This is a genomic window from Bacteroidia bacterium (genome assembly GCA_041391665.1).
In the GTDB taxonomy this organism is placed as follows: Bacteria; Bacteroidota; Bacteroidia; order J057; family J057; genus JAGQVA01.
The window spans coordinates 1,430,696-1,444,934 of sequence record JAWKNO010000001.1 but is presented as its reverse complement, the minus strand read 5'-3'; the positions used below and the strand labels follow the sequence as shown (position 1 = coordinate 1,444,934).

Genomic DNA, 14,239 nt, shown 5'->3' with positions numbered 1-14,239 from the left:
TAGATTTTTAATAAAAAAATCAAGGCACGTACTTAATCACCCAACCCAGACTGTCGAGCAGGGAGAGGTTGAACGACATTTTTTTTGAATAGAGTTGTTTTTCATGGATTTCGGCCCAGGAGTGAGTACGCATTGTGGTTTCGGGAATAAAGAAAAAACGGAGGTAAGGAGGTTTTTCACAGGGAAGCGTGGGGTTTGCAGCACTACCTGCGCCATGTATTTCCCCGAAAGCATACGCATTAATTCGGTAGGAAGGCGAAATAATCGTATCCATTTTGTTCCCCTGTGCGTCAACACGGTTGTCATTCCAAATTTGAAATAGTTTTAACTCCGGAAGGCGCGGAAGGGAATCCTCACAAGTCGAATAAACATACACCGCCGAATCGGAATAATTGTGAATGGTTATGACCTGTAATGGAGGGTCATAGGCGGGGCAACCGGTGAGGAGGAAAGCCAAAATAATTAATTCAAGCTGTTTCATTTTATTTTATTTTATGGCCAGAAGAAAGGAGATGTGAATCGTAACCGGAAGTAATCAAACCAATTAATATTTTTGATGGGGAACATACTTGAAGAAATATAACGATTACCAAAGTAATTTTGGGACAGGTAATTGGCCCACGTTTCCGTCCAAAATGTATTATGACTATATCCTCCGATACCATCTCTGGATGCACTAGCTAAACTTTCTATTCCAATAACCTTGTAAAAAGCATATAAGCCCACCATGTTGGATTGCAAGATATGGCCAAATTCATGTTGCATTAACTCAGGAAATAAGTTTTGTGAAAAAACACCTTTTCCGACAGTAATACCATAACCGGGAAGTGTTATTCCACCACTAAGCGAACCAGAGCCTAATGATTTTGATTCATACACATTAACGCCTTCATATGAACCCACATATTTACCTGTAATTGTTTGGTTTGTATTGGAAATATTGTGCGCACCCACGCCGCTTGATAAGTCTAATTTAGCAGTACCCGTAAAAAAATTCAGATCTTTATTAACCGCATCTGCACCTCCCTGAATACCACCAGAAATAAAGCCTTTTATACCTTGTGTGAGTGATTGTCTAAGTCCAACTTTTACAGCATGTTTTAGGTTTTGCTCTTTCATCAGACTGTTTCCGGTCCCAGATATAAACCCGGAAACTAATCCTGATGCTGTACCAGAAGTTGCACCAGTAATAAAGCCTGTTGCAGAAACTGGAGACCCAGCGAAACCGGCAAAAAAGTTTCCTCCAGCCATTGAAGTACCAACACCTGATCTAATTCCCGCCCCTAGCCCACCTGCTAAAGCTCCAATTCCAAAATATTTTAGGCCGTCGCAACTAAATTCTGAACCGTTGGAAACCCAGTTTATTGTTCCCCCAATCAATGCCCCCGCCACAATATGTACCCATTCCCCACTCGGATCAGTAAACCGCAGTGGATTATTCACCGCGTAGCTGTAGCGGTTGTAGCCCTGAGAGCCGAAGGCGGCCTGGATGTAGTTGTCGGGGGAGAGCATACGGCCCAGTACCGGGTCGTAGAGGCGCCCGTTCATGTGGATGAGTACGGAGGTCTCCTCACCCCGCGCCTGTTCCTCACCTGGAAAAACTCCGGCAAAGGCCATTAGCAGGAAGAGGAGGAGATTTTTCATTTCTTTTTATATTTTTCGATTTCGGAGGGGAAATAATTGCGGATAAATGTTTGGAATTGGGTTTCGTCGCGTAGTACCCATGCCTGGATAAACCGAAGATCGGTCATGTATCTTTCTAACATCGTTTTATCTTGCAGGAAAGTCTGTTCAAAAAAAGGTCTGTAAGCGGCTTTCATTCCAAAAATTGCCAAATCCCCCGGACGCTCAAAATGTAACGCCCAGTCCAGCGTTTCTCCTTCTATTGCGCCATCCCAGGCGATATCAAGGTAATAGAGTGGCCACTTGCCTAGCGAGTATGTGAGAATAAGCTCTTTATTTATTTCAGGAGGCTGGCTATATATATCAAAACATTTCTCAAATATAGGTAGATGTAGGGCAGGTCCCTGAGTATTAGCGGGTAGATAAAATTCTCCTGCATTTTTAACCCAAAAGGTTTCCTGCCCAATTTTTTTTAGAAAAGATTGGAGACAGCGAAGAAAAGGATCGGTTTCGGCGATTATATCCACCTCAAATACAAAAATAGCTTCATATCTTTCGGTAAAGACATAATCCGGCAGACTTGTATTTGGCTTGCGGGAAAAAATCATGGGGTTGTAGATGAAAGTCTATCTTTAGATATTTCAGAAGTGGTAGTTTTTCTTAAATTGTTCAAAACGCTCACGGTTACTCATTGTGGTATATTTCTCAATTGGTTGGTAATAGTAATCGTTGAACACTTGCTCACACAGAAAAAACGACTCAAAAGTATTAACCAATGATTTGTCAATACCTACTAGCAACAATTCCAATGGGCGGTCAAAATAAATAACCCAATCCCCAATGGTACCATGTATAATACCCTTGTGGAAGTCTGCTAAAAACATGAGTTTAGGAGCCGAAGGGAGGACTAGCCCATCCAAAATTGCCTGAACCGATAAATCCGTTGAAAATTTTCGATCAAACTCTTCTACGAATATTCTTTCATGATTTTTACCCAGGCCAGACAGATAGAAGTCAATAGAGCCTAGATGTTTTATCGAAAACTCTTTTTCTCCTGCGTTTTTCAGGAAACGGCACAAGCTTAGGAAAAATGTATTCCTCTCATTATTGATCATTTCTACTCCAAAGGGATAAAACGTAGCATAATCCTTTGTAAATAGATAGTCGGGTAGTTCGGCATTAGGTTTTAAAAGTGTATTCACCATTTGTTATTATTAGCGAAATCGAAGTTTCAAATATGCTTTTCCATCAGGTCTTTGAAAGGACAGTGTTGGGTGTGAACCTGAAGAGGGTGATGATTGAAAATAAAATTGAACCCGGTAACCAGTCAGAGTGTTAAATATAGCTTTATTAATGGTATTCAGATTATTTCCTTGACCAGAAGTTATAATATCCCATGCATCATGATAAGTACTCCCCCAAATTTCATAAGTTTTGACTCCGCCTTCTGTTTTCTCAAGAGACCATGCAGTAAAAGTGTTAGTACTTCCATCTCTTGCCTGAAAGGATCGTAAAATATACCCTGACCTGGGATGTGGAGTATTTTTAAACGCCCAAGGTGACCTGCCCGGAGCTACATCCCTGCCAATCCAATAATTTACCGGCGCGGACGGATTATTTCGATTATAAAGACGAGTCTGCACCGCGCCGCTGACCCCACCAATCAACGCACCCGCCACAATATGCACCCATTCCCCACTCGGATCAGTAAACCGCAGCGGATTATTCACCGCGTAGCTGTAGCGGTTGTAGCCCTGAGAGCCGAAGGCGGCCTGGATGTAGTTGTCGGGGGAGAGCATGCGGCCCAGTACCGGGTCGTAGAGGCGGTGGGTCTCCCCAACTCAGGCTGTTGGGTTTGGGAAAGGGTGAACAAAACCTATATGCTCAACTTTCTCCCAAATTCATTATATTTCCCCTATGATCCACTCACACATCCAAATACTGGAAAAATGGTTTGAGGACAAATCGGGCACACTCACGGCTTTCTCCGGCGGGATTGATTCGACGTTGGTGCTGTTCCTCTCGGGTAAATTCCTGGGGGAAAAAGCCGTTGGCTGTATGTCCGTTTCGCCAAGTCTCAAACGCAAAGACTTCGCCTTTGCCGGGGAGTTTTGCCGCCGCTTTGGCCTCAAACTCGAAATCATCGAAACCAACGAAATTCACGACCCCAACTATCTCGCCAATCCCACCAACCGCTGCTATTTCTGCAAATCACACCTCTACCACGACCTCACACATATGCTGCAAAAATACCCCGGTTATACCCTCCTCAACGGTACCAATACTGACGACTTCGGCGATTACCGGCCCGGTCTCCAGGCTGCTGCCGAACATCAGGTGCGCTCTCCGCTCGCTGACTGCGGCCTCTCCAAATCAGATGTCCGCAACCTCGCCCACCACTTCGGGCTTCCCAACTGGAACAAACCCGCCAGCCCCTGCCTTAGTTCGCGGGTGCCCTACGGCAATGCCATCACCGAAGAAAAACTCCGCCAGATTGAAGCGGCAGAAGGTATTCTCAATGCATGGGGATTTGAAGATGTGCGCGTCCGCCACTTCGGGGCAGAAGCCAAAATTGAAGTCCCTGTTTCGGAGTTATCTCGACTGAAGGCCGATTTTGAAACCATACAGTCGGCAATCTGCCAGCTGGGTTTTGAGACATGTACCATGGATGACGAGGGACTCGTCTCCGGCAAACTCAACCGGGTCATCCATCACAAATGAGCCAGCCTTTCCATATAGACTTCGAACGTGAAGACCGCCTCGGTTTTCCGGAAATTGTTTTCGGTGAATCCAAGCCCGTCGATATTATCCGGCATATTCTCCTCAACTATCAGGAAAAGGATAAAAACGCCCTGATTACCCGGTTGCAAAAACAGAAAGCCGAAGTCCTTCTCGCAGACTTTCCTTCTGCTGTTTATGACCCGCTGTCAGGTGTATTTTTGCTTCGCCACGTACCGCAACCAGCCCAATCGTATGATGTGGCCATTATTGCCGGTGGAACTTCTGACCTGCCCGTGGTAAACGAAATTGACCATGTACTCACTTATCTGGGGGTAGGTTCGGAAAAAATCGTGGATGTAGGCGTTTCGGGCCTTCACCGGCTGCTTGGGCGGCTGGAGGAAATCAAAAAATATAAAATCCTTATCGCCGTCGCAGGTTTTGAAGCTGCCTTGCCTACGGTATTGGGCGGTTTGGTACCACAGCCCATTATCGCCGTTCCGGTAAGTGTGGGGTACGGGGTGGCGGCAAATGGCCATGCGGCTTTACATTCTATGCTTGCCAGTTGCGCCAATGGTATTACAGTTGTTAATATTGACAATGGTTATGGCGCAGCTATGGCTGCATTTCGCATCCTCAACATGACAAAAAACCTATGAGTACGCTTTATATAGAACCATTCTCCGGACTTTCAGGTGATATGCTCCTCAGCGCCCTGTGCAGCCTGACTGATGCGTGGGAAGAAATCGCAACTCTACCTGAAAAACTCCATCTTCCCGATGGAAAAGTGGAAGTCGCTGCTGTCAATGTCAATGGCATCGTCTGCAATCATGTAAAAATCATTGACCTGAATGAACAAAAAGAAAAAAAACACAGCCAGCTTTTACACATTCAACCCCACCATCATCACCAAACACACCGCCATCTGAAAGATATTCTCGCCATCATCGATAAAGGTCATATTTCGGAAGGCGCAAAAACCATTGCCAAAGCGATATTTACACTTATTGGTGAATCCGAAGCGCGGGTTCACAATATTCCGCTGGAAAAAATTCATTTTCACGAAGTCAGCGCCGTGGACTCTATTCTCGATATTGTGGGTTGTGCGGTAATGCTCGACAAACTGGATGTTACCCAGACGTATTCGGATGCGATTTGTACCGGTTTTGGCATGGTCAAAACCCAGCACGGCATTTTGCCTGTTCCTGCACCTGCGACTGCCGACCTGCTGCGCGGCATGCCTGTGTATAAAGGAGACGAGGAAGGCGAAAAAGTTACCCCAACGGGGGCGGCGATTCTCCGCTACCTGAAACCAGACTTCAAGCCGCAGGTATTTAGTGTGGAAAAAATTGCCTACGGCCCCGGCCAGAAGCGATTTCGCAACCCCAATGTGGTGCGGATTTCGGTTTTGGAAGAATCTGCATCAAAAAAAAAACAACCGAACAAATTTCAGGTGAGACTATGATCGTACTGGAAGCCACCGTAGACGATATGCCTGCGGAGTTTCTGGGAAAAGACTTTCAGGAAAAGTTGCTCCAACTGGGCGCGGCAGACCTATTTTTCACACCCGTTCAGATGAAAAAAGGCCGCCCGGGGGTAAATATGACCATTATTTCTCCTGAAAAAAATATTGACACGATCGGTGATTTTATTCTGGAAAATACCACCACCATCGGCATAAGGTACTATCAGGTTGACCGGAAAACCCTCCGCCGTCGGGAATTTGAAGCAGAAACTCCATACGGAAATGTGAGAATCAAAGAGGTGGAAAGGCCATCCGGAAGAAAATCACGCAAATTTGAATACGAATCATTGCGCGAATTGAGCGAAAAACACCATATTAGCATTCAGCAACTACAGACAGCATTATTCCACTTATTAACTACTGACTCATGAAAATTCGCGGACTTTTCACCCTGATTACCTTACTGCCAGCAGCAGCCATGGCACATGATATTCCCGTACCTCACGATCATTTTGGAATCTGGAGCAGCTGGGAGGCGATATTAATGATCGCAGCTGTCGGATTGGGTCTGTTTTTCATCGTCAAAAAACAAATGACGAAAAATAACACCCGCTGATCTGAAAGGCAGACTTCTTGATTTAAAAATTGCCAAACTGTTGTTTGGGAGCAGATGTTGTACTATATTAAACAGCCTGATGGGAGAGCATCAAGTTCGGTACATTATCTATCATCCCTATGATTCTGATCATCCGCTTTTCCCGGGTATTGCTTTGCTTTGGCCTTTTTTCACTTATCGCGATGGTGCAGGGAATTTCCCAGCCACCACCAATGGAAATTTGTGATAATGCAATTGACGACGATGGCGACGGCCTGATTGACCTCCGCGATCCGGATTGCCATTGCCCAATTATTGAGCCGATTTCCCTGATTCCCAATCCTTCCTTTGAAGATCATACCTGTTGTCCCAGCAACCGGGCGCAGATGGATTGTGCCAATACCTGGATTCAGGCCTCAGAGCCTACCACAGACTACATCAATACTTGCGGCTGGATGGGATGGGATGGAATGCCGGTTCCGCTGCCGATTCCCGACGGACAGGGTTGTGTAGGTTTTCGCAACGGTAGATTTGGCGGGAATGGCAATAATCCCAACTGGAAAGAATATGCCGGGGCCTGTCTCACCGGGCCATTACTGGCAGGCATTCAATATAAATTTCAGTTTTATATCGGGTTCACCAATGCGGACAATTCGCCCCCTACCAATATTGTTTTTTTTGGTTCTACCGCTTGCAGCAACCTCCCCTTTGGTGTAGGAAATGAGTATCTGGGTTGCCCGACCAATGCTCCCGGGTGGAAACAACTGGGCTCACTAGCCATTTCCGGATCCAATCAGTGGAAACTTGTAGAGATAAACGTGATCCCGTCAGAAGATATTTATGCCATTGCCATCGGACCAGATTGTGTGGAAATCGATTATCATACCTCCACCTATTACTTTTTTGACAATCTCCTGCTGGCTGACAAAGCCTCATTTGAGTTTAACATCCGGCCTACGGGCGACCTGTGTTCGGACTTTCTCAGCCTGACTGTACCGCACAATGACACCATCGATTACCAATGGTATAAAAACGGCATCGCACTGATAGGCGAAACCGAAAGCCGCCTTACCAAAATGTATGGAAATGGCAACTATCAGGTGATGACCAACAGCCCATTGCTGGGGTGCCGGGTTTCCGGAGTCTATGAATATATTCGCCCTGAAGTAGTGAGCAAGCAGTCTATAACTATCTGCGAAGGCGAATCCTATTTTTTTGACAATCAATACCTGGGATACAGAGGTACCTACTACGACACGCTAAAAACAAAGTATAATTGCGACAGCATCATCGAACTTAGCCTCCATGTATCTGTAGATACAGCAGTATTTGTTACGGCTAAAATTTTCCCGACAGAATTTTACCAGGTCGGACAGGCGAGGTACTATTCCCCCGGAAAATATACTACCCATGTGAAAACCGAATACGGATGCGACAGCACGGTTAATCTTGATCTTTCCTACTACGATTTTTTTGCGCCCAATGCCTTTAGCCCAAATGATGATGGGATAAATGATGTATTTACAGTCATGGGAAGCGAAGACATGGTATCTATTGACAATCTCAAAGTTTTTAATCGTTGGGGAAATCTGATCTACGAGGCGCAAGGACTAAGTCCCAATGACCAGGCTACAGGTTGGAATGGAAATGCAAAAGGCAGCCCGTCCCCGGAAGGCGTATATATTTTTATGGCCAATGTCCGGTATGACGATGGCAAAGTGCGTACAACTTCCGGTTCATTTACTTTATTGCGATAAATCTGCTACCTTTCGGAAAGAAATTTAATCGCAAACTATGTCTTCTTTACCCACAATCGGATGGATTGGCACTGGAGTCATGGGCATTTCCATGGTCGGTCATCTTATCAACAAAGGATATTCAGCGGTAGTTTACAACCGTACCAAAGCAAAAGCTCAGGCAGCCCTGGACAAAGGCGCAAAATGGGCAGAATCACCGAAGGAAGTGGCCGCACAGGCCGATATTATATTTACCATTGTAGGCTTTCCTACAGATGTAGAGGAGGTTTATTTTGGGGAAAATGGCATCCTTGCCGGAGCAAAAACGGGAAGTACGCTGGTGGATATGACCACTACCCGCCCAAGCCTTGCTGTAAAAATACATGAAGCAGCCCGGGCAAAGGGGATCGGCTCCGTAGATGCACCCGTTTCAGGCGGAGATGTGGGAGCAAAAAATGCCACATTGTCCATCATGGTAGGCGGAGACAAAGCGGATGTTGATCACATCATGCCTTTGCTGGAGATCATGGGGAAAAATATCATTTACGAAGGCAAAGCAGGTTCGGGCCAACATACCAAAATGTGTAACCAGATCGCCATTGCAGGGACGATGGTTGGCGTCTGTGAAAGCTTACTTTATGGCTACAAAGCCGGACTTGATCTCAATGTCATGCTGGAGGCCATCAGTGGCGGCGCAGCCAGTTGCTGGACGCTGAGCAACCTCGCCCCCAGGATCGTAAACCGCAACTTCGAACCCGGTTTTTATGTCGAACACTTTGTAAAAGATATGGAAATTGCCCTCGAAGAAGCGCGCCGGATGAATCTTTCCCTGCCAGGTTTGGCACTTGTACACCAACTTTATAAAGCAGTTGAGGCTCAGGGCTACGGAAAAAAAGGAACCCATTCACTCACACTTGCACTAGAAAAAATATCAAATGTGCATTATTCGTAACCCTCACGGTGAATTTAAAAAAAATATTTAACTTTTTGCATTTATACTTGAAATATTCGTGTATCTTTGTAGTAACGAGGAAATTATTGTTTAGTAAAGTTATTTTTATGAAAGATTCCATTTGCTACACAGGATTTACCTTTTAATCTATTATCATCTTTTTTTTTTATGAACATTTTTGTAGCAAAATTAAACTTTGACACATTAGAGTCAGACCTTCAGGAAGCCTTCGAAGAATACGGAGACGTTAGCTCAGTAAAAATCATTACTGACAAATTCACCGGAAAATCAAAAGGTTTCGGATTTGTAGAAATGCCCAGCGACGAAGAAGGCTTAAACGCCATTAAAGAACTGAACAATACTGAATTGGACGGAAGAACAATTGTTGTAAAAAAAGCTGAACCGAGAGAAGAGCGTGGTGATAGCAGAGGCGGTGGCGGTTACGGTGGCGGCGGCAACCGTGGCGGTGGCTACGGTGGTGGCGGCGGCAACCGCGGTGGTGGCTACGGTGGTGGCAACCGTGGTGGTGGTGGCGGTGGATACCGCGACAACGACGGTGGTGGATACAACAAGAGATACTAGTTATCTATATATCCTAAAAAATTTAAGCCCCTGCAAAGGGGCTTTTTTTTTGCCCAAAACTCAAAATTTATCCCTCTCACACATCATTCATTCAAAATCTTTCCTTATATAGACATAGAACTCGCTGAGGCCCATTATCTACTACTAACCATTGCTATTATATGAAACCCCTAAGCTTCTTTTTTTCTCTGCTCATTCTCGCTTTCACAAGCTGCCAGGAGCCCGCACCAAAAGAGGAATGGATTTCGTTGTTCAACGGTACGGATCTGTCCGGATGGAAAGTCAATGAAAACCCTGGTTCGTTTCGCGTGGAAGACGGCGTACTTATAGCCGAAGGCCCCCGCGCCCACCTGTTTTATATGGGAGAGGATGGCAACGCATCATTCACCAATTTCGAGCTTAAGCTCGAAATCATGACACACCTTCACGCCAATTCCGGGGTCTATTACCATACCCGGTTTCAGGAAGAAGGCTGGCCATCTGCCGGACATGAAGTCCAGGTCAACAATACCCACATCGGCGGCGGGGATTACCGCGAACTCAAAAAAACCGGAAGTCTTTACAGCGTAAAAAACGTCTACAAAGCTTTCGCTCCAGATAGTGTATGGTTTACCATGACCATTCGCTTTGAAGGCAAACATCTGCTGGTGAAAGTAAACGATATCGTTACCGTTGATCATCTCATTTCGGTAGCCGATAGCCTGGAATCCGGGACTTTTGCCCTCCAGGGACATGACCCCGGAAGTAAAGTCTTCTACAGAAATATTCAGGTAAAAAAATTGCCCGATGGCGGCCCTTCCGGTGATTCGATGCCTTTCAGTAAAGCATTCGAACAAATGAAAAGCCTACAGTCAAAGCAGTTTGCTTTTATCGATCTGCACGTAGTCCCTACCGAATCCTTTAGCGCAAACCGGGCCGTTCAAAATACCTACCGGGAAGGTGTTAATGTGGGCATACTCTCTCAAGCCGGAAGACCCACAACAGAAAACCTGGAAAATCTGCCGGTTTTTACGGGCCTTGAAGCAAACAACCCTTCCACTCTAAAGGATATTTCCCCCGAAGAACTGGAAAAATACGACTATGTCATCAGTGATATGAATATTGAGGCTTCTCAGGCGTCTGAGACGAATCTGAAAAAATTTACCGACACCTACTTCGCAGAAATTATGAAAGGGCTGGAGAATCCTTCCGTTGATATATGGGCTACCCCTACACTTCTGCCGGAAGAACTCAAAGACAGTTACTCAAAAATATGGACCGACGCCCGCATTCGACAGGCGCTCACGCTCGCCAAAAACAACCATAAAGCCATAGAAATCGACAACCGGCTGAAAATACCCAACCCCGAGTTTATCTCTCTGGCAAAAGAAATGGGGTGTCTGTTTACATTCAGTCATATTGCTTTTGAGCCTGACAGAAATGAAAGCGACTATTTCCTGACCGTTATCGATAGTTGCAAACTCGATTATAAAGATCTTTTTGTACCTGGCTGGTAACGACCTGGCGAATTCTAACTTTCCTCATATGAAACCCCTTGCCCTGATTTTTTGCATTTCCCTGATTGGGATGATGACAGGCTGCACTCCTCACAAGGAACACAGCCCACAGCTATCTGCTTCGCTGGCAGAATGGCCCGATACCATGCGCTGGTGGAAAAGCAACAACCTTCGCCTCTTGCAGACCAACCTCCCTGCTTATGAAGCGCAGCTAAATGTTGATTCCCTCTTAGCTGACCTCCAGGGTTTTTCGGCAAATGTCTTACTGATCAATGCCGGAGGGATTATGGCCTTTTACCCTACAAAACTACCTTTCCATTACACCAACCCGTACATGCAGGAAAATATGCTGGGGGATGTCATAGAAAAATGCCATAAATCGGGAATCAGGGTGATCGTCAGATTTGATTTCAGCAGAGTACAGCAAAGCATTTTTGAACAACATCCAGACTGGTGTTATATTTCTGAGAAAGGGGAAAGAATCACCAATGACGATATGTACCTCACCAGCGTGAATGCCCCTTATTTACAGGAAAAAGCATTCGAAATCATTGAAGAAGTCATTGATAATTACCCCATTGACGGAATTTTCCTCAATATGCCCGGCTATCACACCGCCAATGCCTATGAAGGAAAATACTACGGCATTGACCAGAATGAATGGGATAAAAAAAGTTTTGCAGCCTTTAGCGGAGGAAAAAAACTGCCATTGGAGGAAAATCCACTTGATCCGGTATTTCGCGAGTACCAGGCGTTTAAAACTGCCACTACTGATATTTGGCGCCAACATCTGCATGAGCGTGTAAAGGCCAAAAATCCGCAGATTGCTATCTGTACATACAACGATACCTATGTCGATATCATTCGCCATGAAACGCAAACCAACAGCCTGCCTTACTGGCCCTACATGGCTTCTGACAATGTCAATAATGTCGAAAATTCGTACCCCGACCATATCGTCAGCAATGCCAGTATCCAACAGATTTCTTTCCAATCGAGGTACAATGCCATAGAGCCTGAGGAAACTGCCATCCGCCTGTATGAAAATATCGCCAACGGCTCCGGCCTTGACATCAGCCTGATGGGCGATTTCCGTGATTATGAAGATGAACGGAATTTTCCTGTTTGGCGCGAGATTTACGGGCTCCACAAACAATACGAACCCTATTTTGGGAAATACGAGTCTCCCGCACAAATTGCTGTCATCGCGCCTGGCTACTGGCCCGGAGGCGAACCGATGCAGGAATACCGGGGCATTCAGCTGATGCTCAAAGAGGCGCATTTGCAGTTTGATATCATTGAAGACAAACAAATCGGCCACCTCGCCGAAAAAATGGGCAAGTACCGGATAATCATTTTCCCTGAAATTGTCACTCTTGATTCGCTGTCTCTGGCTGTAATTACCAACCTGTGCGAAAACGGCACCCATCTGATAGCCACCAACCGCTCATTTACCGGAAATCCGGATGCACTGGCGCGTATTTTTGGCGCCAACGTCATAGACAAAAACCATAAAGGAGATGGATTTTACCTGGCACCGGAAGACAAAACCATTTTCCGGCGATTTCTTCCTCAGAAAATCCTTTTCTGGAAATTTAATCTCGGCCTTTATGACTTTGCCGGTGCGGATGAAAAACAGTTGCCGATATACACACCCGGCAGGCCGGGGCCTCCCGAAAAAATCGGAGGACACGAACCCACAGGTTTTTACGCACTGGGGATCAAACACCACGCAAAAAGCAAAGCGGCCCTGCTTCCCGAAAATCTCGGCAAACTGTACTACCTCCACGGATACGAACAGCATAAAAATATTCTGCTCGATGTAGTAGAATATCTTTGCCCGGATATCAAAGATCTACTTTCTACTGACGCCCATGAGCGGGTAGAAGTTATTGTGCAAAAATATACCCTCAACACACCGGAGAATATAGACAAACATTCACCTGACGGTATGATCATCCATCTGATCAACCTGACCGGCTTCAGTGGCAATACCTATTTCGCACCGTTACCGGTCAGAGATATTCATTTCAGGATAAAAATGCAAACCCAGCCGTCGGGCATGTTTACCATTACAGATCACAAACCAGTCCCTTTCACATGGAAAGAGGGTTACCTGGAATTCAGGCTTCAGGAACTGCACGCATATGAAAGTGTTGTAGCAGAATGGTAGCGCTACAATAACTCATTGTCTTTCATCCAGTCAGTCAGGCGTTGCGGCCAGGTCTGCAGGGTAATGAGATTGGAGCGAAGGCCCATATTAAAGGCATGTCCGCCATGGGAATAGATATGCGCTTCCACTTTGGCACCGGCGGCCTGGTAGCCCACCAAAATTTTCATTGTAGGCTTCAGGCAGCAAGGGTCGTCATTGGCGACCGCGAGGAAAGCCGGAGGCGCGGTAGATGGTATCACATCCGGAATGCCCAGCGGCCCCGGATAAATCAGTATCTGAAAGTCAGGGCGGCCACTCTCCCGGTCGATCGGGTCGGCAGCTTTGGGATCACCTTCACCTGTACCATAAGCTAGCATAGAAACCACTTCCCCGCCGGCAGAAAAACCCATAATGCCCAGGCGGTTTGGATCGATTTCCCACTCTTTGGCCCGGCTTCTGACCAGGCGCATCGCCCGGTAGCCGTCCTGCTGAGGATGAATGTCGAGCGAATACGGCGAATTATCTTCCCGGGCAAGGCGGTATTTGAGTACAAATGCAGCAACCCCAATACTGTTAAAATAAGCCGCAGCATCGCGCCCTTCAGCATTAAATACAAGATTTTTATGCCCGCCACCAGGACAGATCACCACCGCCGTACCCGTAGCAATATCTCTGGGAGGCAGGAAAACGGTGATGGAAGGATTGTGCACATTGCGTACCCACCAGTCCTGCGCCTGCTCGGGTTCATTTTTGCGGTTTTCAAAACCGGGGGCGCCATTTTCCCAAAGCGGAATAACGACAGGCTCCTGTGCTAATAAAAAAGAAGGGAGGAAAGCGGTCAAAAATAAAACGACCGCAGTTTTAATCAAATGCTGAGTCATAGCAGTAATTTTTGAGGTAAGTTGGAACATTGAATATAT

At 46.1% G+C, this 14,239-nt stretch carries 15 protein-coding genes and 1 pseudogene; 10 read left to right on the top strand and 6 right to left on the bottom strand.

The window, feature by feature from the left end:
- Window positions 1-19: 19 nt before the first annotated feature.
- The 5 genes and pseudogenes from R3D00_06115 to R3D00_06095 all read right to left on the bottom strand — a co-directional run bounded on the left by R3D00_06115 (window position 20) and on the right by R3D00_06095 (window position 3,443).
- The gene (locus R3D00_06115) at window positions 20-481 is read right to left on the bottom strand and encodes a hypothetical protein (protein MEZ4772741.1); all 462 of its coding nucleotides are present in this window, start codon (window positions 479-481) and stop codon (window positions 20-22) included.
- An 11-nt stretch (window positions 482-492) separates the two neighbouring features.
- Window positions 493-1,644, bottom strand: a complete 1,152-nt coding sequence (locus R3D00_06110; protein ID MEZ4772740.1) for an RHS repeat-associated core domain-containing protein — start codon at window positions 1,642-1,644, stop codon at window positions 493-495.
- Window positions 1,641-2,231: a hypothetical protein gene (locus R3D00_06105; GenBank protein ID MEZ4772739.1), complete on the bottom strand. Its 591-nt coding sequence runs from the start codon at window positions 2,229-2,231 to the stop codon at window positions 1,641-1,643. Before R3D00_06105 ends, R3D00_06110 begins: the two co-directional genes overlap by 4 nt.
- Before the next feature lie 33 nt (window positions 2,232-2,264).
- A complete protein-coding gene (locus R3D00_06100) occupies window positions 2,265-2,828 on the bottom strand; it encodes a hypothetical protein (protein MEZ4772738.1) in 564 nt (187 codons plus the stop codon).
- A 9-nt stretch (window positions 2,829-2,837) separates the two neighbouring features.
- Window positions 2,838-3,443: pseudogene (locus R3D00_06095) on the bottom strand (RHS repeat-associated core domain-containing protein).
- Between the two features lie 97 nt (window positions 3,444-3,540).
- Between R3D00_06095 and larE the strand changes: the two are divergent.
- From larE to R3D00_06045, 10 genes are all read left to right on the top strand, one after another.
- Complete coding sequence (gene larE, locus R3D00_06090; GenBank protein MEZ4772737.1) at window positions 3,541-4,344, top strand: ATP-dependent sacrificial sulfur transferase LarE; 804 nt, start codon at window positions 3,541-3,543, stop codon at window positions 4,342-4,344.
- The gene (larB, locus tag R3D00_06085; protein ID MEZ4772736.1) at window positions 4,341-5,000 is read left to right on the top strand and encodes a nickel pincer cofactor biosynthesis protein LarB; all 660 of its coding nucleotides are present in this window, start codon (window positions 4,341-4,343) and stop codon (window positions 4,998-5,000) included. Before larE ends, larB begins: the two co-directional genes overlap by 4 nt.
- Window positions 4,997-5,806, top strand: a complete 810-nt coding sequence (locus R3D00_06080) for a LarC family nickel insertion protein (GenBank protein ID MEZ4772735.1) — start codon at window positions 4,997-4,999, stop codon at window positions 5,804-5,806. The genes larB and R3D00_06080 overlap by 4 nt, the downstream gene beginning before the upstream one ends.
- Window positions 5,803-6,237 (top strand): nickel insertion protein, encoded by a 435-nt coding sequence (gene larC / locus R3D00_06075; protein ID MEZ4772734.1) that lies wholly within the window; start codon window positions 5,803-5,805, stop codon window positions 6,235-6,237. Before R3D00_06080 ends, larC begins: the two co-directional genes overlap by 4 nt.
- Window positions 6,234-6,422, top strand: a complete 189-nt coding sequence (locus R3D00_06070; protein ID MEZ4772733.1) for a hypothetical protein — start codon at window positions 6,234-6,236, stop codon at window positions 6,420-6,422. Before larC ends, R3D00_06070 begins: the two co-directional genes overlap by 4 nt.
- 119 nt (window positions 6,423-6,541) lie before the next feature.
- Window positions 6,542-8,158 carry a gliding motility-associated C-terminal domain-containing protein gene (locus R3D00_06065; GenBank protein ID MEZ4772732.1) on the top strand — a complete coding sequence of 539 codons (1,617 nt, stop codon included), beginning with the start codon at window positions 6,542-6,544 and terminating at the stop codon, window positions 8,156-8,158.
- Window positions 8,159-8,195: 37 nt separating this feature from the next.
- The gene (locus R3D00_06060) at window positions 8,196-9,089 is read left to right on the top strand and encodes an NAD(P)-dependent oxidoreductase (GenBank protein MEZ4772731.1); all 894 of its coding nucleotides are present in this window, start codon (window positions 8,196-8,198) and stop codon (window positions 9,087-9,089) included.
- A gap of 168 nt (window positions 9,090-9,257) precedes the next feature.
- Window positions 9,258-9,671 carry an RNA-binding protein gene (locus R3D00_06055; GenBank protein MEZ4772730.1) on the top strand — a complete coding sequence of 138 codons (414 nt, stop codon included), beginning with the start codon at window positions 9,258-9,260 and terminating at the stop codon, window positions 9,669-9,671.
- 161 nt (window positions 9,672-9,832) lie between these two features.
- A complete protein-coding gene (locus tag R3D00_06050) occupies window positions 9,833-11,167 on the top strand; it encodes a family 16 glycoside hydrolase (GenBank protein ID MEZ4772729.1) in 1,335 nt (444 codons plus the stop codon).
- A gap of 28 nt (window positions 11,168-11,195) precedes the next feature.
- The gene (locus R3D00_06045) at window positions 11,196-13,340 is read left to right on the top strand and encodes a family 10 glycosylhydrolase (protein MEZ4772728.1); all 2,145 of its coding nucleotides are present in this window, start codon (window positions 11,196-11,198) and stop codon (window positions 13,338-13,340) included.
- A 2-nt stretch (window positions 13,341-13,342) separates the two neighbouring features.
- Here R3D00_06045 and R3D00_06040 read toward each other — a convergent pair whose 3' ends face one another.
- Window positions 13,343-14,200, bottom strand: coding sequence for an alpha/beta hydrolase (locus tag R3D00_06040; protein ID MEZ4772727.1), 858 nt, complete (start codon window positions 14,198-14,200; stop codon window positions 13,343-13,345).
- Between the last annotated feature and the right edge of the window lie 39 nt (window positions 14,201-14,239).

Excerpts from the sequence above, each read along its gene's own strand:
- R3D00_06070 (MEZ4772733.1), top strand. The coding sequence starts at position 6,234 with ATGAAAATTCGCGGACTTTTCACCCTGATTACCTTACTGCCAGCAGCA.
- larE (MEZ4772737.1), top strand. The coding sequence starts at position 3,541 with ATGATCCACTCACACATCCAAATACTGGAAAAATGGTTTGAGGACAAA.
- R3D00_06045 (MEZ4772728.1), top strand. The coding sequence starts at position 11,196 with ATGAAACCCCTTGCCCTGATTTTTTGCATTTCCCTGATTGGGATGATG.
- R3D00_06040 (MEZ4772727.1), bottom strand. The coding sequence starts at position 14,200 with ATGACTCAGCATTTGATTAAAACTGCGGTCGTTTTATTTTTGACCGCT.
- larC (MEZ4772734.1), top strand. The coding sequence starts at position 5,803 with ATGATCGTACTGGAAGCCACCGTAGACGATATGCCTGCGGAGTTTCTG.
- R3D00_06110 (MEZ4772740.1), bottom strand. The coding sequence starts at position 1,644 with ATGAAAAATCTCCTCCTCTTCCTGCTAATGGCCTTTGCCGGAGTTTTT.
- R3D00_06050 (MEZ4772729.1), top strand. The coding sequence starts at position 9,833 with ATGAAACCCCTAAGCTTCTTTTTTTCTCTGCTCATTCTCGCTTTCACA.
- R3D00_06055 (MEZ4772730.1), top strand. The coding sequence starts at position 9,258 with ATGAACATTTTTGTAGCAAAATTAAACTTTGACACATTAGAGTCAGAC.
- R3D00_06115 (MEZ4772741.1), bottom strand. The coding sequence starts at position 481 with ATGAAACAGCTTGAATTAATTATTTTGGCTTTCCTCCTCACCGGTTGC.
- R3D00_06100 (MEZ4772738.1), bottom strand. The coding sequence starts at position 2,828 with ATGGTGAATACACTTTTAAAACCTAATGCCGAACTACCCGACTATCTA.
- larB (MEZ4772736.1), top strand. The coding sequence starts at position 4,341 with ATGAGCCAGCCTTTCCATATAGACTTCGAACGTGAAGACCGCCTCGGT.
- R3D00_06105 (MEZ4772739.1), bottom strand. The coding sequence starts at position 2,231 with ATGATTTTTTCCCGCAAGCCAAATACAAGTCTGCCGGATTATGTCTTT.
- R3D00_06060 (MEZ4772731.1), top strand. The coding sequence starts at position 8,196 with ATGTCTTCTTTACCCACAATCGGATGGATTGGCACTGGAGTCATGGGC.
- R3D00_06065 (MEZ4772732.1), top strand. The coding sequence starts at position 6,542 with ATGATTCTGATCATCCGCTTTTCCCGGGTATTGCTTTGCTTTGGCCTT.
- R3D00_06080 (MEZ4772735.1), top strand. The coding sequence starts at position 4,997 with ATGAGTACGCTTTATATAGAACCATTCTCCGGACTTTCAGGTGATATG.